19 protein-coding genes and 1 riboswitch are annotated in these 22845 nt (G+C 49.9%); of the genes, 16 read left to right on the top strand and 3 right to left on the bottom strand.

What is annotated here, in order from left to right; translation table 11 throughout:
* Positions 1–211: 211 nt before the first annotated feature.
* The 9 genes from ACFVRY_RS19605 to ACFVRY_RS19565 all read left to right on the top strand — a co-directional run bounded on the left by ACFVRY_RS19605 (position 212) and on the right by ACFVRY_RS19565 (position 7756).
* A complete protein-coding gene (locus ACFVRY_RS19605; protein ID WP_066376590.1) occupies positions 212–499 on the top strand; it encodes a nucleoside-diphosphate sugar epimerase in 288 nt (95 codons plus the stop codon).
* Positions 500–522: 23 nt separating this feature from the next.
* Entirely contained in the window at positions 523–861 is a 339-nt protein-coding gene (locus ACFVRY_RS19600) for an alpha-helical endospore appendage domain-containing protein (protein WP_387501975.1), read from the top strand.
* Positions 858–1166 (top strand): hypothetical protein, encoded by a 309-nt coding sequence (locus ACFVRY_RS19595; protein ID WP_379469371.1) that lies wholly within the window; start codon positions 858–860, stop codon positions 1164–1166. Before ACFVRY_RS19600 ends, ACFVRY_RS19595 begins: the two co-directional genes overlap by 4 nt.
* 5 nt (positions 1167–1171) lie before the next feature.
* Entirely contained in the window at positions 1172–1585 is a 414-nt protein-coding gene (locus tag ACFVRY_RS19590; protein ID WP_387501974.1) for a FliH/SctL family protein, read from the top strand.
* A 183-nt stretch (positions 1586–1768) separates the two neighbouring features.
* Entirely contained in the window at positions 1769–2287 is a 519-nt protein-coding gene (locus ACFVRY_RS19585) for a GNAT family N-acetyltransferase (protein ID WP_387501973.1), read from the top strand.
* A gap of 209 nt (positions 2288–2496) precedes the next feature.
* Positions 2497–2595, top strand: a riboswitch (purine riboswitch).
* 89 nt (positions 2596–2684) lie between these two features.
* Positions 2685–4022, top strand: a complete 1338-nt coding sequence (locus ACFVRY_RS19580) for a 5'-deoxyadenosine deaminase (RefSeq protein ID WP_387501971.1) — start codon at positions 2685–2687, stop codon at positions 4020–4022.
* A gap of 125 nt (positions 4023–4147) precedes the next feature.
* Positions 4148–4903 (top strand): DeoR/GlpR family DNA-binding transcription regulator, encoded by a 756-nt coding sequence (locus ACFVRY_RS19575; RefSeq protein ID WP_387501970.1) that lies wholly within the window; start codon positions 4148–4150, stop codon positions 4901–4903.
* A 243-nt stretch (positions 4904–5146) separates the two neighbouring features.
* On the top strand, positions 5147–6481 hold the full coding sequence (locus tag ACFVRY_RS19570; protein ID WP_387501969.1) for a DUF6271 family protein: 1335 nt from the start codon (positions 5147–5149) through the stop codon (positions 6479–6481).
* 18 nt (positions 6482–6499) lie between these two features.
* Positions 6500–7756 carry a sugar efflux transporter gene (locus ACFVRY_RS19565; protein WP_387501967.1) on the top strand — a complete coding sequence of 419 codons (1257 nt, stop codon included), beginning with the start codon at positions 6500–6502 and terminating at the stop codon, positions 7754–7756.
* A 227-nt stretch (positions 7757–7983) separates the two neighbouring features.
* On the opposite strand, the gene ACFVRY_RS19560 is transcribed toward ACFVRY_RS19565, so the two are convergent.
* Complete coding sequence (locus tag ACFVRY_RS19560) at positions 7984–8817, bottom strand: sugar phosphate isomerase/epimerase family protein (RefSeq protein ID WP_387501966.1); 834 nt, start codon at positions 8815–8817, stop codon at positions 7984–7986.
* Positions 8817–9890, bottom strand: coding sequence for a Gfo/Idh/MocA family protein (locus tag ACFVRY_RS19555; protein ID WP_387501965.1), 1074 nt, complete (start codon positions 9888–9890; stop codon positions 8817–8819). The genes ACFVRY_RS19560 and ACFVRY_RS19555 overlap by 1 nt, the downstream gene beginning before the upstream one ends.
* Before the next feature lie 197 nt (positions 9891–10087).
* Here ACFVRY_RS19555 and ACFVRY_RS19550 point away from each other — a divergent pair, with 197 nt between their 5' ends.
* The 5 genes from ACFVRY_RS19550 to ACFVRY_RS19530 all read left to right on the top strand — a co-directional run bounded on the left by ACFVRY_RS19550 (position 10088) and on the right by ACFVRY_RS19530 (position 19121).
* The gene (locus ACFVRY_RS19550; protein ID WP_387501964.1) at positions 10088–11986 is read left to right on the top strand and encodes an LTA synthase family protein; all 1899 of its coding nucleotides are present in this window, start codon (positions 10088–10090) and stop codon (positions 11984–11986) included.
* 9 nt (positions 11987–11995) lie between these two features.
* Positions 11996–13414 (top strand): glycan biosynthesis hexose transferase WsfD, encoded by a 1419-nt coding sequence (gene wsfD / locus ACFVRY_RS19545; RefSeq protein WP_387501963.1) that lies wholly within the window; start codon positions 11996–11998, stop codon positions 13412–13414.
* Between the two features lie 317 nt (positions 13415–13731).
* On the top strand, positions 13732–16812 hold the full coding sequence (locus tag ACFVRY_RS19540) for a sensor histidine kinase (protein ID WP_387501962.1): 3081 nt from the start codon (positions 13732–13734) through the stop codon (positions 16810–16812).
* 22 nt (positions 16813–16834) lie between these two features.
* Entirely contained in the window at positions 16835–17926 is a 1092-nt protein-coding gene (locus ACFVRY_RS19535) for a response regulator (RefSeq protein WP_387501961.1), read from the top strand.
* Between the two features lie 13 nt (positions 17927–17939).
* Positions 17940–19121, top strand: coding sequence for a response regulator (locus ACFVRY_RS19530; RefSeq protein WP_387501960.1), 1182 nt, complete (start codon positions 17940–17942; stop codon positions 19119–19121).
* Between the two features lie 461 nt (positions 19122–19582).
* Here ACFVRY_RS19530 and ACFVRY_RS19525 read toward each other — a convergent pair whose 3' ends face one another.
* Positions 19583–20344 carry an AAA family ATPase gene (locus tag ACFVRY_RS19525; protein ID WP_387501958.1) on the bottom strand — a complete coding sequence of 254 codons (762 nt, stop codon included), beginning with the start codon at positions 20342–20344 and terminating at the stop codon, positions 19583–19585.
* 242 nt (positions 20345–20586) lie between these two features.
* Between ACFVRY_RS19525 and ACFVRY_RS19520 the strand changes: the two genes are divergently transcribed.
* Positions 20587–21675, top strand: a complete 1089-nt coding sequence (locus ACFVRY_RS19520; RefSeq protein ID WP_387501957.1) for a CgeB family protein — start codon at positions 20587–20589, stop codon at positions 21673–21675.
* Positions 21676–21707: 32 nt separating this feature from the next.
* On the top strand, positions 21708–22841 hold the full coding sequence (locus ACFVRY_RS19515; RefSeq protein ID WP_387501956.1) for a CgeB family protein: 1134 nt from the start codon (positions 21708–21710) through the stop codon (positions 22839–22841).
* Positions 22842–22845: the final 4 nt, after the last annotated feature.

Below are 22845 nucleotides of genomic sequence, written 5' to 3'. Positions count from 1 at the left end.
AATAGTGTCTAATAGAAAATTATATATTAGGCCTATATTCCTATCAAACCTTAATTTACCAAATGAATTAAATTTTTAACTGCGTCATTTGGTTGTACTCTTCCCTATTTGTTTCCGGAGACCTTACGTCAGCTTTGTTGAGATCCTCGGCACAGCAAGGGCATCTGCCGCATATGTTGTAGCAGGGCGTTTGAGCAAAGGAGACCTGAAGGTGCAGAATAAAATAACAAAAGTGCTGCAGCACATGGCCCATACGCACGAACAGATGGCGCGGATCCTCGACGCCGAACGTCACGTGGTTGTCCGTATGTCGCAAATCGTCCATGATTTGCCGGATGCAGAGCCTGATTTTGGAGGAACCAGCGGTCTGATCGAAAGCTCGGGTCAGGTCAACAAGAATATTATTTCGTATCTCAATGCCCTGGCTGATCTGGAAGAGGCGATGGCGGAAGGGGTCGGCAGAGTCATCAAGGAAATGAATGGGCAGGAAGAAGAGTAGGCGCAAGGAGTAGGAGGCTGGTGATGAGCAGGGAGAAGGCTTTTCTACAAATGCTGGAGTCGACGGCAGTGATCCAGTGGAACGTCGCCATGATTCTGGAGGCGAAGGCTGTCGAGGCGGAGAAGGTCAAACAGTGGACACAGCATCATATCCACGCGAGAGCGTTCGAAAGCCATGAGGAGCAGTTAAAAGAAACCCTCTCCATTCACGAAGTGATCGTTGAGATGGTCGAAGGGCTGACCAAGCTGGAGAACGGGCTTTACAGCAATTTGAAGGCTGTGCTGGGCAGTGGTGAGGAAGAAGGCGGCGGAGAAGGGTTCTCGGGCGGCGACGGGTTTGATTTTGGGGACCTGAGCAAATGACCGGGGGCCGTCTATCGGAGCATGCCGTCAAACTGGAGATGATCCGCTCCATTTCCCGTAGCCAGGCTGCGTTGGCCGCCATACTGGAGAGTATCGCTGAATTGACGGGGCATTCCGAGCTGACGGCCCGCAAGCTGAGCGACAATATCCGGATCTTAAGTGGGTACCAGAGCGCCATGTGCCGGATGATGTCCGGCATTTCGCTACACCGGCCTAAACGGGGAACTCCTGCAGCGCCATGGTTAAACAAGACTAAGACGTGGGCTGGAGGAACCTCCAAAGTACATGGAGTACAGGAGGAATAAAGAGAATGAAGAAAAAGAGCAGCAGAAAAGTGCGTTTAGGCACGACAACCCGCAGACGGCGCAAATTGTTGCTGTCGCGGAAGGTCAAGGTTCGCAAAGGCCTTGCCCGTAAAACTCGCAGAGGACTGATCCGTAAAGGGAAGACCCGCAAAAGTCTTGTGCTGCGCAAAAAAAGAAGACTTCGGCGCCGCCGCATCCTGCGCAGAAGAATCAACATTGCCCCACAAGCTAACGCAGCACCTCCAGTGGATCCTAACGATGCACCACAGGTGATTCCGCTCCCCCCGGATCTTGGCGTCTCTCCGGAAACGCCTCCGGGAGACGCCTATCAGCAGGGCTACACCGAAGCATACAACGTGGGGTTCGACGCCGGTTTCGCCAAGGGCTTCGAGGACGGGCATAAGCTGGAATTCAAGTAACCCAGAGGCTCAGAGGCCTGGGTCAAGAAGGAAAAAACATCCGGTCGGGAAGAGTCCGTCCGGATGTTTTGCTGTTCTTTTTTTCCGGAAATCCCCTCCTCAAAGTGGACCCGAATATGATAGACTTCTTATCAGGGTCTCGCTGAAGGGATCGAATTTGGAAGAAAGAAAGCAGGTGCACAGGTGAGCAATGGGATTCGAACTGCACATAAGGAAGAGCTGGAAGAAATCATGAAGCTTATTGCCAAATGTGTAAAAGTCATGCAGGATGGCGGAAGTGACCAATGGGATGAGCATTATCCCAATAAGGAAGTTATCGGAACAGACATTGAGCGCGGTACACTATATGTATACGAAGACAATCAAGCTATTGCGGGAATCCTTGTACTAGATGAGAATCAGGCAGAAGCCTATGAGACGATCACTTGGGAGCAAAACCAGGGACCTCATTTAATCATGCACCGTTTGGCAGTACATCCTGAGGTTCAGGGCAAGGGTATTGCACGGCAATTGATTGCTTTCGCAGAGGAATTGGCGCTGGACAGAGGGTATACAAGCATTCGTCTCGACACCTATGCTAAAAATACAAGAGCGTTGGAGATATACCCGCGGCTGGGCTATGATCTTAGAGGCGAAATCAGCTTTCCGAGCCGTACGGCAAACTTTCCAGTGTTTGAGAAGGTACTGATTGCTGCAGAGTAAATCTATGTTAGATATGTTTGATATCATCGTTTGATGGGATCGGATAACATTGAATATGTCATTTAAAATAACATATATACCGGATTCATTCTTTGTTTGTAGAATGTAAATATAGAAAACATAAGAAATACGAATATCAATGTCATTTTAATTAACTTTTAATTGACGTGAATCATGTCTTTCTTTTATGATTGGCTTATTCAAGTGACTGAATTGAATAAGCTTTTTTTCGTATATCCTTAATAATGGGTTTAAGGGTCTCTACTGGAAACCGTAAATTTCCGGCTACGAAAATATGCTACGGCATATTTTGTGGCCTTTTTGTGTTACAACTGGTTCTCAGTACTCAACAGCAATTTAACAATTCGGGGTAACCAGGCTAAAGGGGGAGAACGCAGTGGCAGACATCCTGATTAGAAACGCAGAGATTGTAACCATGAACAGCTCGGAGGATATCATCACCGGTGATATTCGAATCAAGGGCAATCTGATCGCGGAGATCGGCAGTGGGCTTACTCCACAAGCGGGCGAGACTGTAATTGATGCCACTAACCGTACGGTTATCCCTGGCTTTATCCAAACGCATATCCATCTGTGCCAGACGCTGTTCCGCGGCAAAGGGGATGATCTGGAGCTGATGGATTGGTTGCGCAAGCGAATCTGGCCGCTGGAGGCTGCGCATGATGAGGAATCGCTGTATTACTCTGCGATGCTGGGTATCGGCGAGCTGATCTCCAGCGGGACTACGACGATTGTGGATATGGAGACGGTACATCATACGGATTTTGCTTTTCAGGCCATTGCGGCGAGCGGCATCCGCGCCTTGTCCGGCAAGGTGATGATGGATCAGAAGGGCGGGGATGTGCCCGCAGCCTTGCAAGAGGATACAGCATCCTCCTTACAGGAGAGCGTGGATCTATTGGAAAAATGGAATGGCTACGGGGGAGGGAGAATTCAGTATGCCTTCTCCCCGCGGTTCGTTATTTCTTGTACCGAGCCGCTACTGACGGAGGTGCGGGATCTGTCTGCCCGGTATGGGGTTAAGGTTCATACCCATGCATCGGAGAATCTGGGAGAGATCGAGATTGTGCAGGCCATGACAGGTATGCGGAACATCGTCTATCTGGATCATTTGGGTCTGGCCAATGAGCGTCTTATTCTGGCGCATTGCATCTGGCTGGATGCCGAGGAGCGGCGGATTTTGCGGGAGCGCGGCGTGCATGTCAGCCATTGCCCCGGCTCCAATCTGAAGCTGGCTTCAGGTATTGCGGATACGCCGGGCATGCTGCATGGGCATGTCTCCCTGAGTCTTGGTGCCGACGGTGCCCCTTGTAACAACAACCTGGATATGTTCAATGAGATGCGCTTGGCTGCCATCATCCAGAAGCCGCAGCATGGGCCGACGACTATGGATGCGAGAAGTGTGTTCCGCATGGCTACCATTGGCGGGGCTAAGGCAGTAGGGATGGAGAGCAGCATCGGCAGCATCGAGGTGGGCAAAAAAGCTGATCTCGCATTGCTGAACTTGCGTAATTTTCACACCTTCCCGTCCTATGATGTGGACCCGATCACCCGAATTGTGTATTCTGCCACCCGTGCGGATGTGGAGACGACTATTATTGACGGCGAGATCGTGATGGAACGTGGGCTCATGAAGACGATGGATAAGGAAACGGTGCTACAGGAAGCCAATCGTTCTATTAAAAGACTGCTCAGCCGCACACCCCTGGGCTGAGTCTTGCCGGATTGACCTTGATCAATCCCAGCCGCTATAATTTGCGTAGACAAACGCCGGAAATTACGCGCCGCGGATTGTTATAGACTTCGTCCGCGAGGGACGATGAACAAGGGGTCTTACCAGTGCTCAAAGAAGAACGGCAACAAATCATTCTGGATATGCTTGTGAAGGAAGGGAAGCTGGTAGCGGCCGAGCTCAGCAGCCGTCTGAATGTGTCCGAGGACACGGTGCGCCGCGATTTGCGGGAAATGGACAATGTGGGTCTGCTGCATCGGGTACACGGAGGTGCGCTGCCGTCATCCCCGACGTTGGCCAGTTTCGGAGACCGCGAGCGGCTGGGGACAGAAGCGAAGATGTCTCTAGCTCAAGGCGCAACCTCGTTGATCCGCAGCGGCCAGGTTATTCTTATGGATGGCAGCACAACCACGCTGCAGATTGCCAAAGCCATCCCAGCGCATATCTCGGCGACTGTGATTACGAATAGTCCTCCGGTAGCTGTGGCCTTGGCTGGTCATCCAGGAATTGAGGTTACGATGCTGGGCGGCAAGCTGTTCAAGGAATCCCTGGTGAATCTGGGTCCGGCTACGATTCAGGAATTACAGCATATCCGTGCTGATTTGTGCTTCCTCGGAGTGTATTGCATTCACCCCGAGTTCGGCATTAGTCTGCCGCACAGCGATGAGGCTTTTGTCAAAAGAGCTATGATCGCAGGTTCATCGGAGGTGGTGGCACTGGTGACACCTGATAAGCTTGGAACCTCAGCACCGTTCATCGTCGCCCCAGCCTCGGCATTGACTTGCATGATTACGTCAAATGAAGTGCCGGAGGACATTCTTCTTCCTTATAGGGAACAGGGAATTACCGTCATTCAGTACTAACATGAGGGATACCGCAAAACAGTGTAGAGGCAATACAGATTACCAGAAATACAGATTACTGCAACAGAGCTTGCTGGAATCAACTAATTATGGCAGAGGGTCACGTGACCCTCTGCTTTTTTGTTGTTACTAAAGAGCGAAACTGTGGTGTAGATATATCGTCCCATTCCGTGATTTTTTCATAAATGTTATAATATTCCTTGTTTTTATATTTAATCCAAAATATTGGGAGAGGGTATGTTTATGTTTGCTATTCCTACCAACCGGCCTGTTTTAGCTGCCGCTCAGTCCATTCTGCGTGAAATGACATCGATGAGAAAGCGAGGGATGGACCCTGAAGAGCTGATCATATTAGATAACGGGCCATCTCCTGTAGTGGAGCAGAACAGAAGGGATATCGAGGAACTCCGGAAGGAGACCTCCATACCTATTATTTACCATGACCTGGATGATCAAATGCAATGGATTCGCGAACTTGCAGAGCAGAGTGGCAGGCATATAGCCGAGCTGACCTCCCTGCTCTACCCATTCCCGGGAGAAGGGGATTATGGCAAGGTCTTTAATATGATTTATTTGGCTGCCGCCAGATATGGCCGCAAGGTGGTCCACCGCAGGGATTCCGATTGTTTTGCCCCGCAGGGGGATGAAGAGCTGTATCCGGTATGGGGGGAGATCCAATTTATTGGCAAACGGGTAGCCGAGATTCAACATTTAACGGATACCTGCGAACCTCTTGTCACAGCCTTGCAGCAGGAAGAGATATGGATTGCCGGCAGTGACTATACCGGTAACTGGAATGTGAACATTGAATCCCTACAGGAACGTAACGAACAGACACTCCCTCAATTACTGCGCATTCTGAGCATTCCGGAATCCCGGATTCCGGATTATATTACTGCCAAATACAGCGACGATCATTTGAGTGGCCGTTCCCGCCCGCTACTGATTACCTGCCAGCATGCGCCCGACGTGCCTGAGATCGTACCTTATTATCCGGAATGCGGAAATATCGCGATGAAGGAGATTTTTGAGTGGATCCCCAACTTTATCGGCTCGCGGTGTATCGGTTTCGATTATCATACCTATATCCTGGGAGCGCTGCTTAAGGTACCGGCGGTGTATCATACGAACCGGATTATTCATGCGCATGATAACAACCGGAAAGAGTTGGACGGTTCCTATAACTATTGGAAAGGGATGGCGAAGCTAGCGGATTATAATCTGTTCATTACCGAATTCCGTATCCGCTATCTGGATCAAATCGCACCAGAAGGGGTGAACGGGTTCCGTGATCTTAAGGAACAAGGCCCATCCACACTGGTGCGGCTGTTATCCGAATGCCATGCGGGCTTGGATAGAAGTGTAAGGCTGGGCCTGATTCACGATTTGGTGCATCGGCTGCTGCTTCCCTCGGGCTTGGCAGAATATCTGCCGGTGGCAGAGGAATTGGAACGCCGGGCGGAGGAACTGGTTGACGAACTGGATGATGATTACCGGAGAAGCATCGCACTGCAGGCGATCTGGCAGGAACTCGTAGAAATCTCCGGACGGGTAGGAAGCCCGTATGTACAAGCCTAGGAAGGATGACAAGACCTCATGAATCACTTAATAACAAGATTGAAGACCGATATAGCAGAAGCACGAGGTATACCGGCCTATCTCCCGGCCCTGGCCTGCACGTTCCTGATGGGTGTCGGCTTCTCATTGACCATGACCTTCATGCCGTTATTCGGTATGCAGCAAATGGGGATGAGTTCGTTGATGCTTGGCATTTTTCTAACCGTATCGTCCATGTTTGAGGTAGGGATATGCAGTTGGCTCGGGAAATTGTCGGATACGCGGGTGGACCGTAAAATCATTCTGCTGTCTGCATCCATTGCCGCCGTGCTGGGTTATATTCTGTTTGCTTTTCTCGATAACTACTACGCCTTGCTGCTGGTGTCCATTACGTTTATGGCACTGGCAACCGCAGTGTTTCCGCAGATCTTCGCCTATGTCAGAGATGCCGCCACTGCGGTGAACAAGGATGCTTCCATCGCCATTTCCGTGCAAAGAACGTTGTTCTCGTTCTCCTGGGTGGTAGGTCCGCTGCTGGCTCCGCTGCTGATCAGAGAGAAGAATTACAGCTTACTGTTTCTGTTCGTGGCTCTGCTGTACGCTGTTATAGCGGTCATCACCGTTGTCTATTTAAAGAGTTATGGTCGGCCTGCTGCTATTAATGAAGCTAATGATCAAGATATGGCAAAGCGGAGCAAGATGAGCAAGCCGATTGGCCGCTGGCTGTTGTGGATTTCTATTGCCGCTTTTATGGTCTTTGAGACCAGCAACGCCATGTCGGGGATTGCACTGCCGCTGCTTACGACTGCTGATCTACAGGCAACGGACCGCACCGTAGGGCTGATCGTGGGCTTGAATGCCTTGCTGCAAATCCCGTTAATGCTGGGCTTCGGACTGCTGGCTAAAAGATATGGTAATGCCTTTATGATGAAGAGCGCCGGCTGGTTCGGTATTCTCTATTTTGTGCTCTCGGCTTTTGCCGAATCAACCTGGCAGCTTGCCGTCTGCCAAGTTCTGAATGCCGCTTATGTCTCTATTGTTCTGGGGGTCGGCCTCAATTACTGTCAGGACCTGATGCCAGACTCGCCGGGTGCAGCGACGACGTTGTACTCCAATGCCACGACGATTGGCGTTATGCTGGGTGGTTTTATGGCAGGAAGTATTGGGGAGTGGATCGGAAACCGGGCGATCTTTATCGCATGTGCTATCCTGGCTGGACTTGGGCTGGTGCTGATTAACGGTACCAGTATGTTCCGAAGTAAAGCGCCTGTGCATACGGCAGAGACCGTATCGTAAAGCAGAGATCGTATCATAAAGCAGGTATAAGGGAGATCACTAATCACTCATGATCTCCAGATTGAAGCAAACATGCATGGAGTGTTCTGCCTTAACTAAAAAACGCCTGCCGGAGACTGCAAACCGCAAGGGATGCTACTTCCGTCAGGCGTTTTCTATAGATAATTCTACAATCGTACAATCTGCAACCCTGATGTGCTGTGTGTCTGAGCGCACTACAGCTTTTTCTAGGCTGTAGCGATTTTGCTGTTTAGAAAATTGCTGCTTCCCAGAACGTCCCGTTCCTCCAGGCCGTGCATGATCAATGGCCCTTGGTATCCGCATCTGAGCAGCAAATCTATATACTGCTCGTAATTAATCAGTCCCTCTCCGGCCGCACCGAAGCGGGTGCCCGCTTCATCCAGCACATCCTTGGCATGTGCGAGGATAATGTCCTTCCCAAGCAGATGAAAGGCTTCCTCCAAAACCGCCGGAAGCTCCTGTGGCCTTCCAGCCGGGTACAGATTGGCTGCATCCATAATGATTTTGAGCCGGGAGGATTGCATTTCGTCTAGCAGGCGGCGTGCTTGGCGGGCGGAAGCCACAACATTGGCTGGCTCAGGCTCGATGGCCAACTGAACGCGCTGCTGCTCGGCGAGCAGCAGCGCTTGCTCCAGTGAGGCCGTCAATGTACGCCAGGCTTCGGGCGAAGCATTGCCGGGATGATAAGCCCACATATTGCCGGGATCGAGCGTTCCCGTGCACAGCGTAATCACGGAAGTGCCCATGTCCCGGCAGGCTCCGGCCAGCAAGGCTAGGGCATGCAAGCCTTTTTCCCGAACTGCGGGATCAGGGTGGACCATGTTGAAGGTGCCGGATACGGCCGACATGGTGATCCCGCGCTGCCGTAGTTCATGCCCAATCATTCTGGCTGTATCTATAGAGAGATCATCCGGCAGGGAAGAAAGTCCGGCACAGGACATATTGAACTGGGTCTCGGTGAAGCCGTAGCTGCGGAGGCTGTCCAGCACTTCAGGCAGGGATCGTCTCTGAAAAGTCTTGGAAAAGATCCCCAGATTCATCAGACACCTCCCGTGATATCTTCAAGTGCAATCCGTTGTCCTGTCTCTACAGATCTGGCGATGGCAGCCATGCCCCGCATCGCGGCAATCCCATCCTGGATGTTCGCTCCCTGAAGTGGCAATCCATGCAGAATGCTATCTGCGAACCCTTCGGTCTGCAGCTTATAGAAATGAGCATCCGCGCCCAGCGGGCGGCGGGTGACGCCATCCGTGGCAGAGAAGACCTCGACATCGCTGGATTTGAACAGCCATGGATTATAGGTCTTGCCGGTGACGCTGCCGTGCTCGCCATAGATCTGGAAGCCTTCGTGCCAATCCATGCGCACGGCAACAGTAAGATCGAGATGGCCCAAGCTGCCATCGGCGAATTCCACGGCGACGAACCAGCAGTGCGCGCTGTATTTCTGCACATGCCTCGCTTGGACAGCAAGAATTTCTCCTCCCAGATAGCGGGCGGTGTCCAGCAGATGGCTGCCATGTGTGAGCATGTAGTAGCGCTGCTTGTCTTCCTTGGGATTGCCTTGCGGCTTTAGCGCGCCACTGCCGGTTACAGGCAGCGGCATCACGTTATCCGTAACCGTATAACGGTAAGTAGAATCGCAGTACCAGGCCTTCAGCGCCAGCATCTGGCCCATTTCTTCACGGATGAACTTCCGGGCATAAGCAATGCCGGGGTCAAAACGCTTCATGTGACCAACCTGAAGCAGCAGCTCACTCTCCTCCGCTTGCCGCTCTAACTTCAAGCATTCCTCCACAGTTACGCCAAGCGGTTTTTCCACTAGCACATGCTTGCCTGCAGCCAGCGCTTTAGCGGCCATAGGCACGTGAAACTGATCGGCAATGCCAATGATTACGGCCTCCACCAGGGGATCGGCAAGCATGTCATCATAATTATAATAGACCTTCTGGGGGGAATGGACAGCGGCCATGACGTCTGCCAGTTCCTGCGAAATGTCGCAGATGGCGTACAGCTCTGTATTACGTCCTCTCCGACAAGCCTCGAAATGAGCAGCCTGGGAAATCGGCCCGCAGCCCAGCACCCCGATGCGCAGCAGCCTTTCTTCTTTGAACATGAGAATTCCTCCTGATATTGGGAATAGTAGTTATTAAAAAGTATATGCGCAAAAACATGCAATATCAATTATAAAAACGCATTAATAACAGCAATCCATTTTGAAATAAAAACAATTATTGCTATACTAGTGAAATCTGCTATTTTCCAAGCGGAAAACAGGAATCGAAATCATGTTCAAGAGTTAGAGGGGATGTTATGTACAAAGAGAAAAACGGGCCGGTATACGCCCAGTTTTATATGGTATCAGGGCTGCTGCTATTGAAGCTGTTGCTGCTGAGAGTATTGTTTTTTGACAGAATCGCCTGGGAGTGGGTGGCCGCCGATGCTGCTCCGTTACTGATGTTGATGGGGGTGCTGGCTGTAGTGATCCCCCGGCGTCTGAAGTCTGAGGTCTTCTGGACATTCAATATCGTACTGTCGCTGCTGTTCTTTGCGAGTAGTGTGTATTTCAACCATTTTGGAGCGGTACCTACCTATCTGGCTCTATATGAGCTGAATCAAGTGTTCCAAATCAAGGAGAGCGTGGAGTCGACGATACAGATTATTGACTACCTGTTCTTTGTAGATATCGTGGTGTATGCTCTCTACCGCGGGTTACGCAAATGGCTGCGGGGTTCTGCCTATACACAGGAAAGATATGTATCGTCTAACGCCCGCAGAGGTCATCTGATCGTGCTTCTAGTATGTGTGATCGGTGGCGCTTGGCTGTCAGGCTATACAATCACGAATGCCAAAGGCATCACGAATGAATTGGTGCAGGCGGAAAGCGCTGGATTCCTCAACTATGAGGTAGTGGCAGCAATTAAGGCTAATGCCGATAACGGTCTGATCGGAACCGGGGATATTAAGGAGACCATTGGAAAAGTTGAAGTGCTGGAAGCTTCCTATCCTTACCGCGATCAACCAATGGGGACGATCCCTGATCGGTTTGGCTCACAGAAAGGCCGCAATGTCATTGTGATTCAGATGGAAGCCTTTCAAAACTTCCCGTTGCATCAATCGCTAAATGGTCAGGAACTGACACCGGTACTGAACAAGCTTGCGGATGAAGGTTTTTATTTTCCCCATGTCTATCAGCAGATTGGTCCGGGGAACACATCCGATGCCGAATTCATGAGCAATACGTCTATCTATCCCATTGCTACGTTAGCGATGTCGACCGGATTCGGAGATCGTGAGCTTCCCAGCCTGCCGCGTCTTCTGCGCAGCAAGGGCTATGAAGCGTATACCTTTCATGTGAACAAGGTTGGTTTTTGGAACCGGAATGAGCTGTATCCGGCATTGGGTTTCAACGGTTACTATGACAAACAGAGTTTCAAGAATGACCACTTTAACGCGTTTGGTGCATCGGACGAGCAGTTGTACATCACCGGGGTGGAGAAGCTTGCTGAGCTAAAAGCCAAGGGAACACCTTTTTACGCACAAATGGTCACCGCTTCCAGTCACCACCCATTCAAGATTCCTGATGACTTCAAAAAAATCAACGTCGAAGGTGACTTGAAGGATACGATGCTGGGCGACTATTTGACGGCAATCCATTACACAGACTACGCCATTGGTACCCTTATTGAAGGCTTGAAACAGAACGGACTTTGGGACAATACGGTGCTTGTCATGTACGGGGACCATTTCGGCCTCCAGCCGAAGGATGTCTCGCCAGAGCAGGTGGAGAAGGCGCTTGGGATCAAATATGATTCCCGGGTCAGCCGCTTCAACATTCCGCTTATTGTGCGTGTACCGGGGATGGAGCAGGGGAAGGTGATCAACCGTACCGGTGGACAGCTGGATATTATGCCGACGGTTGCCAATCTGCTGGGTGTTTCATTGGAGGGAGAGGGCTTTACCGCCTTTGGGCATGACCTGTTGAACATCGACCGCAATGTGGTAGGGATGCGATACTATCTGCCGACAGGCTCATTCTTTAACGATGACATCATGTTCGTGCCAGGCACAACGTTTCAGGACGGTGAAGCCATCTCACTGAATACACTGGAGCCGGTGACGGACTTCAGCAAGTATGAGACCGACTATGATTATATTCTTCAACTAATGAGCTTGTCTGATGAATATGTGAAGCTGCTTCCGCAGCGGTAAGGAGAGACTATGAGAAGATTAGGCCGTCCAGAGACGGTAGTGGTGCTGGTCGGACTGGGGATTATTATTTCTCTGTTGTTCTGGGGTCATTTCATTGGAGTGGCTGACAACGGAGATTTCCTGCGCATGATGAGCACTACCGGTCTGAATTACTACGATGCTAATGAATCGTATGCCGATCGTTTTTTCAGCTTTAGCCATTCCCGTTTCTCGTATGAGAATCTGTTCAAGGGCTTCTATCCGTCCTCGCAAATCTTGCTGGTACTGATTCCGCGGCTGCTGGGTGGGCTGTTTCACGGAAGCTTCTTCGATATTCGTTTGCTGGGTGCAGTGTATACTGTACTGCTGCTGGCAGCATCCTGGCTGCTAGTAAAACATAACGCAAAGGGATCATATCTGACAGGGCTGTTACTTGGTGCCGGTATTCTGTTCGTCTTTTATGACATCGGGTATCTGGCGTACTTCAACTCTTTGTACGGTGAGCCGGTATCGCTGGTGTTTATGCTGCTGGCTTTCGCTCTGGGTTTAAAGCTGACATCTATGGAAAAGCCCACGCCCAGAGTGCTGACCTGGTTCTTTATCGCGGTGGTCTTTCTTACCTGTTCCAAAATCCAGAATGCGCCGATCGGGATTGCCTTCGCCCTTATTTTTCTAAGATTCTCCTTCCTTAAAGGAGAGGGGAACTGGCGGAAGCTGGCGCTGCGGTTCTCTGCCGCGATCTTCGTGGTATCGGTCGTTCTGTACGTGGCTGCGCCGAAGGATCTGAAGCATATCAACCTGTACCAGACGGTCTTCTTCGGAATTCTTAACGAATCGCCGGATGTGCGTGGGGATCTGCGCGACCTGGGATTGCCGGAGCGGCTTGCGGTACTGGCGGGGACGAATTATTTTCAGAATGATACGGCTATCAAGCAAAATGACCCTTCGCTAGGGCCGGACTTCTACGACCGGGTATCCCATAAGGATGTGTTGTTCTTCTATCTCAAGCATCCAGATCGACTGATTAAGAACATGGAATATGCAGCGAGCAACAGCATGGCTATCCGTCCATACTATCTCGGGAATTACGAGAAGACGGAGAACAAGCCGGCCGGAGCCTTATCCTACACCTACAGTACGTGGAGCCAATTCAAAAACAAACATATCCCGCACACGTTGGCTTTTCTGTCTGTATTCTACGTTGTGTACTTCGCAGTGGCACTGTTTCAGTATTTCCGTGCTCGGGAAACCCGGAGCCGAATGGCGGGAGAACTGCTGATGCTGCTGGGTCTGATTGGTATCTTTTGTTTCCTGGTACCGATCCTAGGCGATGGTCGGGCTGATATCGGCAAGCATCTGTTCATGTTCAACGTGAGCTTCGATATGATGGTTGTTGTGATGTTCGGCTGGGTGCTGCACCGACTGACCCGGCTGTGGAAGCGGGGGTAAGCACACTACTCGGAGCTTCAATTGCGAAGAATGGTTTGTTACTTTTAAATACAAGGTCATTTACATGTTAAGATAGGTTTATTTGAGACACTTTAAGAGGCATTGCCCTCTAAAGTGTCTTTTTGCTATACGCCCGTCTTAGACGAGACGAAAAACTAATATATATGTAAGATGAATGAGCAAAAGAAAGTAACGAAAAGCGAGAAGGAACGAAGGGGAAAGTTTGGAACTGTAGGAATCTATTTATTTTGAGATTTTTGTGAGTCACTAGGTATACAATGAGGTTGTTCTATTGTTTGTGGAGAGGGGAACGGCTGGTGAGAAGGATCAAATATAGCAAGGCTGTTGGCTTTGCTTTGTTTTTTGTAATAGCAATATCGTTATTGACCACAATTTATTCCCACACGCTTCCTAACCGGATGGCGCCTCTGGCCAAGCATGGCGTGCTTGATCTAACCCAGTGGGATTTGCACAATAATGGCGTCATCAATCTGGATGGAGAGTGGGAGTTCTACAAAGACGAACTGCTTGAGCCCAAAGATTTCGTGCAAGAACGTGCAGAGAAGGCCTCCTATCTGTCCGTCCCGGGTACATGGCGGGGGAAGAGTGAGGAGGGAGGGGTTAGCCGTAAAGGCGCTGGAACGTATCGGCTTACCATTTTATTAAAGGAGAAGGACGAAGTTCTCGGATTGAAAATGCGGAGCGTCCGCATGGCCCACCGGCTATTTATCAATGAGGATCTGGAAGGCGGGAGTGGTGTTCCTGCAAAGAATGCCGAGGCTTTCCAGCCGAGCAATACGCCCTATACAGTTTTTTTTCATACGGATACAGGCAAGCTTGAGATTCTTCTCCAAGTATCTAACTTCAACTTTGTTACCGGGGGGATCGTGAACTCCATTCCTTTTGGTACACAGGGACGAATTTCGGAAGTGAGCAGCATTCAGCTGGGAGCGGATATCGGGATTATCTTAATTCTGGTCATGTTCGGAGCTTATCATTTTAGCTTCTATTTTCTGGGACGAAGAGAGAAGGCTTATCTGCTTAGCGGACTATATTTGCTGCTGCAAGCCTTTCAGGATTCCTTATATGGTGAAAAAGTGTTTCAGCGCTTCTTCCCGGACCTGCCGTTTAACTTTACATATAAGCTGCTGGAGTTCAGCCAGTTTATGGGTGCGATTATTATTTTCATGTTCTTCTGTAGTGTGGAGACCCGTCTGATGTCTGTGAAAAAGCTGAGGCTCCTCCTGTTGCCCTTCGCACTGTACCTCATAGCAGTTGTCACTGTGCCGTACAGTGTCCACATCAGTGTGAAATATTTTTTGGTGATCTATATGGGATTCGCTGTAGCTGGGCTTATTATCCGTATGATCTACTTGTACATTCGCAATCTTCAGCCATCGTCCCATCGCTCAGAGCTTCTGCTCATCATAGTGGGGGCTTTCGCGTTGCTGGTGTTTTTGGTGGATTCAAGCCTTTATTCCGAGAACGTCATTACCAATGATCTGGTTGGCAAATGTGGGGTCGTCATCTTTATTGTCCTCATTAATATCATGCTGGCCTTACGATTCTCGAATGCTTATGCCAATATAGAGGTGTTATCACGCCGGCTGATGGTCTCCAATCAGTTGAAGGACGAGTTCTTAGTGAACACTTCTCATGAGCTTAAGACCCCCCTGCATGGCATTATGAATATGACCTCCTACTTGCTGGAGGATACGGAAGAGAATCTGCAGACGAGCCAAAAGCAGAACCTTTGGCTGATTAAGGATACAGCAACCAAGCTATCCATGCTTATTGAGGATCTTATTGATGTCAGCCGTCTGAAGCATGGGGAGCTGCGTCTGCAAATGACGGTGGTGGATCTTCGCGTCGCTTCCCAGATCGTTATAGATGTGCTGCAGTTCGAGCTTGCGGGTAAAAAAGTAATGCTTGAGAATCTGGTAGCCGACGATACCTGGGTTCTGGCAGATGAAAGCCGGTTACAGCAGGTGCTGTATAACCTCGTTCATAATGCAATTAAGCACACGGAAGAGGGAGAAATCCGCATCAGTTGCAGCCTTGCTGAGAACATAGCATCCATAGTAGTAGAGGACACGGGAACCGGCATTCCGCTGGATAAGCAGGAGACGATATTTGAATATTTTGAACAGGTGGAGAAGCCGCTCCCTAAGGATGGTTATACCGGCATGGGCGTTGGACTGTACATCAGCCGTAAACTGGTGGAACGCATGGGCGGGGAAATCCGGGTGGAATGGTCCGAGTTGGGACTAGGAACACGAATGCTTTTCACCATGCAAAAGATGCAGCGGATTCCGGGATACCGTGAATCAGCGGCAACCGCTGAAAGGCAGAGAACGGCTCATACTGAGCTTATCTCATTGGATGACATCGACCCGGAGTTTGCGCACACCATATTAATTGTCGATGACGAGGCCTCCAATATCCATAGTTTGCTGCATATCCTAAGAAGGCATCACTACAATGTAGTTACTGCATTCTCTGCTAAAGAAGCCTTGGACAAAATGAACACTTATCCAGGTATCGACTTGGTCATTCTGGATGTCATGATGCCAGAAATCTCGGGCATTGAATTATGCCGGACCTTGCGTGCCAAGCACTCTATTCTGGAGCTACCGATCTTGTTCGCTACGGTCAAAGATTCGGGATCAGACATTGCGCTGGGGTTTAGGGTCGGGGCGAATGACTATGTCACCAAGCCATTTGATGTGGAGACGCTTATCGCGAGAATCCAGACCTTGATATCAATGAAAACGTCATTCGAGGAGGCGCTTCGTAACGAGCAGGCTTTTCATCAGGCACAGATTAAGCCCCATTTTCTATACAATGCACTAAGCAACGTCATTTCCTTCTGTTATACGGATGGAGAAAAGGCCGCTTATTTGTTAACCATGCTCAGTCAATATATCCGCTTTATTCTGGACATGGACCGCTCTACGCTGGTGGTGCCCTTGCATCGGGAATTGGAGCTTATCCATGCGTACGTTGAGATTGAGAAGGCCAGGTTTGGGGAGCGGTTTGATTATGTGCTTGCCGTGGACACCGGGCTGGAGTATTTTGATATCCCTGCTTTAAGTATTCAACCCTTCGTTGAGAATGCTATCCGGCACGGACTGTTTGAGAAAGAAGGACAAGGCAGAGTTACACTAACTGTGCAGGCAAGAGAAGAATATATCAAAATTACTGTCGAAGATGACGGGATTGGTATTCCGGATGATTTGCTGTACAAGCTGACCGGTGGCGAAAGAGAGGACGGAGGCATAGGCATTGCCAATGTTAGAAAGCGTATAGAGCGGATTCCGGGTGCTGGCTTAAGTATCCATTCCAAACCGGAGCAGGGAACGGTAGTCACGATCTATTTGCCTGTAGAACAGGGATAAGAGGAAACGAAGGAGGACAAGCATGTTTCGTGCGGTAATTGTTGAGGATGAGCAGCCCATTCTTGAATTGATGAAGGTCATGATTGGTCGTGATCACAATTTCATCATTGCCGGTGCATTCATCCATCCACTGGAGGCGTTGGAGCAGCTGCCGGAATTGGAGCCGGATGTGGTGTTTATAGATGTTGAAATGCCGAGGCTGAACGGGATCGAGTTGGCTAACCGAATCTATGCATTACTCCCTAAGACACAGATCGTATTTACGACAGCCTATAAGGATTACGCCGTGGAGGCGTTCGAGGTACAAGCCTTGGATTATATACTCAAACCCGTGACGCCAGCGTCCATTAACCGGGTGCAAGAACGCCTGAATCACAAACGCGTGTCTAGTAACGAGAATCTTCAGAGAAAGAAGGTGGCAGTCCGCTGCTTTGGTGAATTTGAGGTTCGGGATGCCAGGGGGAACCCGCTGCATTACCGCACCCGAAGAGCAGAGGAGTTATTAGCATACTTCCTATGTCATCCGGCTACCTATATCAGCAAATGGAGACTGCTTGACTTGCTTTGGCCGGAGATGTCGGAAAAGCAGAGCTTTTCTAATTTTTACAATACGCTGTACCTCTTAAGGAAATTGCTAAGGGAAAATAACTTTGAGATGGAAATCAAGAAGCTCAATGACAGATACATGCTGGATATCGGTAATGCAGTTTACGATGTACTGGCGTTTGATCAGGCTAAAAGTAATGAGGGTAAAGAGGCGCTCAACGAGGAGCAAGCAGAGTATCTTTGTTCCTTGTATCAGGGTCCGCTACTAGAAAATAAGCCATATATATGGAAAGCAGCCTTGGAAGAGGCGTACTTTAAGCAGTATACCGTGCTGATTGGTGAACTCGTTGAACGGAAGATTGCTTCTGGGTACTTGGATCAGGCAGAGGATCTGCTGGAAGGCTATCTGTCTATGTATCCACTGCAAGAGAAAATGTATGAGCTTCTGATAGATAATTATGAACAACGCGGAAAAAAAGAGAAGATCAGCCGACTTCGCGAACAATATCTGGAGGCGTATAAACAAGAGTTTGGTGCTGAAGCATTGGCAGAACTGAAATTGAAATGAGGAGGATCATTGGTTGAATGTTAGTACCCGAGAAAGGAACGATGGAATGGAAGAAGGAAGGGCGGACTTATTTACTGTTGTCATTGTGGAAGATGAGAAGCCGATTCTGGAGCTGATGAAGGTAGTTGTAGGAAGGAATCCGCACTGTCACATTATCGGGGCGTTCAGCAATCCTATGGATGCCTTGACCAGCCTGCCCAATCTCCAGCCGGACATTGTGTTCTTGGATGTGGAGATGCCGCGGCTTTCCGGCCTAGAACTGGCTCGCAGAATTGATGAGTGCTGCGAAAATACGCGGATTGTATTCACAACAGCCTACAAGGAATATGCGCTTGAGGCCTTCAATGTCTTCGCTTTTGACTATATTCTGAAGCCGGTTACCCCGGCTGCTATCGCGAGAATTACAGATCGGATGATAAAAGAAGCCGGGCGCTCGTCTGCGTCTGCGGCCATGTCCACTTCCATGCCGACGGTTTTTATCCGCTGCTTCGGAGGCTTTGAAGTTCGGAATTCGAAGGGAGAGCTCATCCATTGGTCCGCGCGGAAGACGGAAGAGTTGTTTGCTTATTTGCTCTGTTATCCCAATCAGGATTCTAACAAGTGGTATCTGATGAATGTGCTGTGGCCGGATATGGATGAGGAGCGTGCTGCACATAATCTGCACAATACGGTGTACCGCCTGAGGAAACTACTGAAGGAACAGGACATCGGCATGAACATCGTCAAAACCGGAGACGGCTATTGTCTGGAAACCTTGCAGGTTTCCTATGATCTGCTGGAAATGCAGCGGAGCAGCCCGCCTTTGGCTGATACACTGGAGGATATGTCTTCGCTGGAGCGTTTATGCGATCTTTATAGGGGCAGCCTGCTTGACCGGAAGGATTACCTTTGGAAGGTAAAACTTGAGGAAGGCTGTGCCAAGCAGTACAAGGTACTACTCTATCAACTGGTACGGCGCCAAATGGCTAGAGAAGACTGGGCTCAGGCGGAGCGGAGGCTGGAAGCAGGCCTGTTGCTTCACCCCCTTGAGGAAAATATGCACCTGTTGTTACTAGAGGTGTATGCGGAAAGTGGCAAGCCGGAGCGTGTTGTGAAGCACTATGCAGGTTTTGAGGAGCAATACCGCAGAGAATTGGGACTCGGGCCACCGCAGGAAATGAAGAGATGGTTGGATGCCTATGTGAGCAGCCAGTAACTGTAACGGTCTTATAGTGGAATCCCCTGTACCCGTCTTCATAACAGTAGAAAATGGCGCTACCTTCCCAACTAACGGCATTTTTGTACCTTATATTTCTTGATTAAAGGAAAATTAGGGGAATAGAAGCATTATTGTATCTTATTTTTAAAAAAAGTGCCTTGAAAGGGCTATAGTGAAAGATTTAACGTACAATATTGCACTTAATTTCCAAATACCCTTTGACGTAGACTAATTAGGATACAAAAATGCCGTTAATTTCACTTCGGAAATAATGTCGACCGGAAGTCCAAACATTCCACCAAAGTGACGACCGAGCCTTACGTTCGGATCTTACGTTGAGCTCTTAAGTTGAGCTCTTAAGTTCGTCTTATATAGCAATCTATCATTTCTCGCTTCAAATCCCCCAACTAGCTTCAAATCCCTCAGTAGCTTTTAAACTCCATCCGTCTGAAAAAATCCTATTCATCATCCACGAGCAGTTCCCGTAGCATCTTCTCGCGGTCGTTCATGAATGCTTTGGTCACAGTGAAATGTTCAGTCTCCTCCAGCGTGACCTTGCGTATTCCCTCACTCTCCAAAAGAAAGATATCCGCGCCGGGATAGGACATCAAAATTGGAGAGTGGGTTGCGATAATAAACTGAGAGTTCCGTTTCACCAGCTCATGCATCCGTGCTATTAGCGACATTTGGCGTACCGGAGAAAGCGCAGCTTCCGGCTCGTCGAGAATATAAAGTCCCCGTCCGCCGAAACGATGGATGAAGGCAGCTAAAAAAGACTCACCATGGGACTGCTCATGCAGTGACTTGCCGCCATACGAGCCTATAATAGCTGGACCTCCGGGTTCCTTGTCCAACTCATCTATATACGAAGCGACATTATAGTAGCTCTCCGCCCGCAGGAAGAATCCGTCCTTTGGCCGTTTCACACCTCGGGCAATTCTTAAAAACTCATAAAGCTGCGAATGAGAGGGACGAGTACTGAACGAAAAGTTCAGGGTCCCGCCTTCGGGATTAAAGCCCCAGGCAGCAGCGATACCTTCCAGCAGTGTTGATTTTCCCGTCCCGTTTTCCCCGACCAGAAAGGTAACCTGCTTCTCAAAAACAAGACGCTCCAGATCACGTACCGCTGGCAAATTGAAGGGGTAAGAGCCGAAAGAAGGAACTTTATCCCGCAGCAACTCTGCGTGTCGTAGATACAGCATGACGTTGGCGTTATACATGTGGATTTCCTCCCCGTAGATCGAGTCAGGCAGCAGCACAGCATTCGTCCTGAATCTGATGATCCCTCTATTATAGCAGTTTGGCAGGAGTGGATACATTCTGCATTGGTGTGTGCCAAGTCGGGCGAAAGACAGGGGGCATCTGCCAATTTATGCGTGCTACAGACAGATGTCCATGAGGCGAGTGCTGACTCCGCATATAGTACACTGTCTTGAGAATACGACAGGGCAGGGTGAAGGCCGTGACAGCAACGATAAGAAAGGCGCATAACCCCGAATACCTCCATGGTTACCACGAGGGGTATCACTTCGGGTTATGCCAGGCCGTGCAGCGATTGAACCCGCCGAAAGCGGAGGCATGCCGGCCATTTAAACTCATGTATGTACCTCAGGGTTTCGAAGCCATTGATACTGGTGTGAGGGAAGCATTGCAGCAGCTTGTCAGCGAATTGGTGGTTAGCACGCCTGAAGCTATGTATGAGACTGCGGCAAGAGAGCGGCCGGGAGCAGTGCTCGTTATGAACGGGCTGCACGTGTTCCCGGAGAACCATCTGGAACAGATTGCTGCTATACGGGGTCTGGGCATTACAGCGGCGATCTGGTTTGTGGATGATCCTTATTTTACAGAGGACACCGCGGTCATTTGGCGGCATTACGATCATGTCTTTACGCATGAATTGGGTGCTGTGGAGTTTTATCGCTCGCTTGGAGCGGTGTCGGTACATTATGTGCCCTTGTGTGTGAACCCAGACATGTTTCATCCCCGCCGCACCGGGCCGCAGTACAAGTACGATATCGTATTCATCGGCAATGCCTTCCGCAACCGGACAGAGTTGTTCGACAAGTTGGCCCCTTATTTAAGCACCAAGAAGGTATTGATTGCCGGGGGATTCTGGGAGCGGCTGGGCCGTTATGACCAATTGGCCCCGTTCATCAAGGATGGGTTTATCCCACCCGCAGAAACTGCGAATTATTACAGTGGTGCCAAGCTCGTTATCAATATTCACCGACCGTGGGAAAACGGACAGGATAACCGTAATACACATCAGTTGCCTTCCCGGTCTATCAATCCGCGCACCTATGAGATCAGCGCCTGTGGAACGATGCAACTGACGGATGTTCGGGAGGATCTGGGCAGCTTTTACCGCCCCGGTTATGACATTGAAACGTTCGGGTCCGCAGAGGAATTGCAGCGGAAGATGGACTATTATCTCCATCATGAAGAAGAACGTCGCCAAATTGCGTTACGGGGACTTCATACCACGCTGCGAAATCATACGTTTACTGCCCGCTTGCCGCAGCTGCTAAATGTCATTGCCCCACGAAAATGAATCTATTCATGAGATAAAGGAGCGAGAAGCTGATGAGCAATAATTTTGTACTCCCTACACCCCCGCTGCCTCTTACGCCTGCGGAAGAAGAAAAGCTGCGGGGAAGGTTAACCGGCTTCAAGACAGGTTATGACGAAGGGTATCTGCGAGGCCGGCTGGCAATTCTAAGCGGCAGACCGGAGGAACCGGTGCCTGTGCGCAATATCCACGTTATGTATGTAGCTTCAGGCAAAGGGTACCCTTATTCTCCCCTGGATGAAGCCGTTGTCGCAGCTCTGCAAAAGCTGGCCTCCCGGGTAACAGTCACGGATGTTCGTCAGAACTTGGTGGAGCTGGCCGGGGCCAATCAACCGGATCTGGTGCTAGTCTTGGACGGAATGGATCTGCCGTTGGAGCAGATTAACGAGCTGAGAAACTCCGGCATTCGCACGGCCATCTGGCTTACAGATGATCCTTACTACACAGACTTCACTTTGAAAATCGTACTGCATTACGACTATGTATTCACCTTGGAGCGCAATTGCGTTGATTTCTATAAAGGACTGGGCTGCCAACAGGTTCATTATCTGCCATTTGGGGTCCACCGGGAGCATTATCATCCGACTACGACACGCTCACCGATCCAGCGCGATATCAGCTTTATCGGCTCCGCCTACTGGAACCGGGTCAGCTTCTTCCGTGAAGTCTTGCCTGAACTGATGCAGTACAACACGGTCATCAACGGAATCTGGTGGGACCGCTTGCCCGAGGCTCCGCAGTATGGCGAACGGATTGAGATCGGCAAATGGATGTCCCCGCAGGAAACAGCACTTGCTTACAGCGGCTCCAAAATCGTCATCAACCTGCACCGTTCCCACATTGATGAGGATGTCAACAACAATTCACTGGCTATTCCAGCCGTTTCTCCGAACCCGCGCACCTTTGAAATTGCCGCTAGCGGTACGTTGCAGCTCTGCGATGCCAGGGATGACATGGGGAACTTTTACAAGCTTGGTGAGGAGATTGAGACTTATGCCAGCCCGAAGGAAATGATGGACAAAATTCGCTTCTACCTTACGCATGAGGAAGAGCGCCGGGAGATTGTACTTCGTGCCTATGAGCGGACACTGAAGGATCACACGTACACCAAACGCCTCAATCAATTGCTGACTATTATCTACAGCTGAGCGA

Source organism: Paenibacillus sp. NPDC057934 (assembly GCF_042887565.1).
Lineage (GTDB): Bacteria > Bacillota > Bacilli > Paenibacillales > Paenibacillaceae > Paenibacillus_AQ.
Note: the sequence above shows the minus strand (reverse complement) of the source record. Positions and strands in the feature narration are given on the sequence as shown.

Excerpts from the sequence above, each read along its gene's own strand:
- ACFVRY_RS19535 (WP_387501961.1), top strand. The coding sequence starts at position 16,835 with ATGTTTCGTGCGGTAATTGTTGAGGATGAGCAGCCCATTCTTGAATTG.
- ACFVRY_RS19525 (WP_387501958.1), bottom strand. The coding sequence starts at position 20,344 with ATGTATAACGCCAACGTCATGCTGTATCTACGACACGCAGAGTTGCTG.
- wsfD (WP_387501963.1), top strand. The coding sequence starts at position 11,996 with ATGAGAAGATTAGGCCGTCCAGAGACGGTAGTGGTGCTGGTCGGACTG.
- ACFVRY_RS19595 (WP_379469371.1), top strand. The coding sequence starts at position 858 with ATGACCGGGGGCCGTCTATCGGAGCATGCCGTCAAACTGGAGATGATC.
- ACFVRY_RS19515 (WP_387501956.1), top strand. The coding sequence starts at position 21,708 with ATGAGCAATAATTTTGTACTCCCTACACCCCCGCTGCCTCTTACGCCT.
- ACFVRY_RS19570 (WP_387501969.1), top strand. The coding sequence starts at position 5,147 with ATGTTTGCTATTCCTACCAACCGGCCTGTTTTAGCTGCCGCTCAGTCC.
- ACFVRY_RS19590 (WP_387501974.1), top strand. The coding sequence starts at position 1,172 with ATGAAGAAAAAGAGCAGCAGAAAAGTGCGTTTAGGCACGACAACCCGC.
- ACFVRY_RS19565 (WP_387501967.1), top strand. The coding sequence starts at position 6,500 with ATGAATCACTTAATAACAAGATTGAAGACCGATATAGCAGAAGCACGA.
- ACFVRY_RS19555 (WP_387501965.1), bottom strand. The coding sequence starts at position 9,890 with ATGTTCAAAGAAGAAAGGCTGCTGCGCATCGGGGTGCTGGGCTGCGGG.
- ACFVRY_RS19550 (WP_387501964.1), top strand. The coding sequence starts at position 10,088 with ATGTACAAAGAGAAAAACGGGCCGGTATACGCCCAGTTTTATATGGTA.
- ACFVRY_RS19560 (WP_387501966.1), bottom strand. The coding sequence starts at position 8,817 with ATGAATCTGGGGATCTTTTCCAAGACTTTTCAGAGACGATCCCTGCCT.
- ACFVRY_RS19600 (WP_387501975.1), top strand. The coding sequence starts at position 523 with ATGAGCAGGGAGAAGGCTTTTCTACAAATGCTGGAGTCGACGGCAGTG.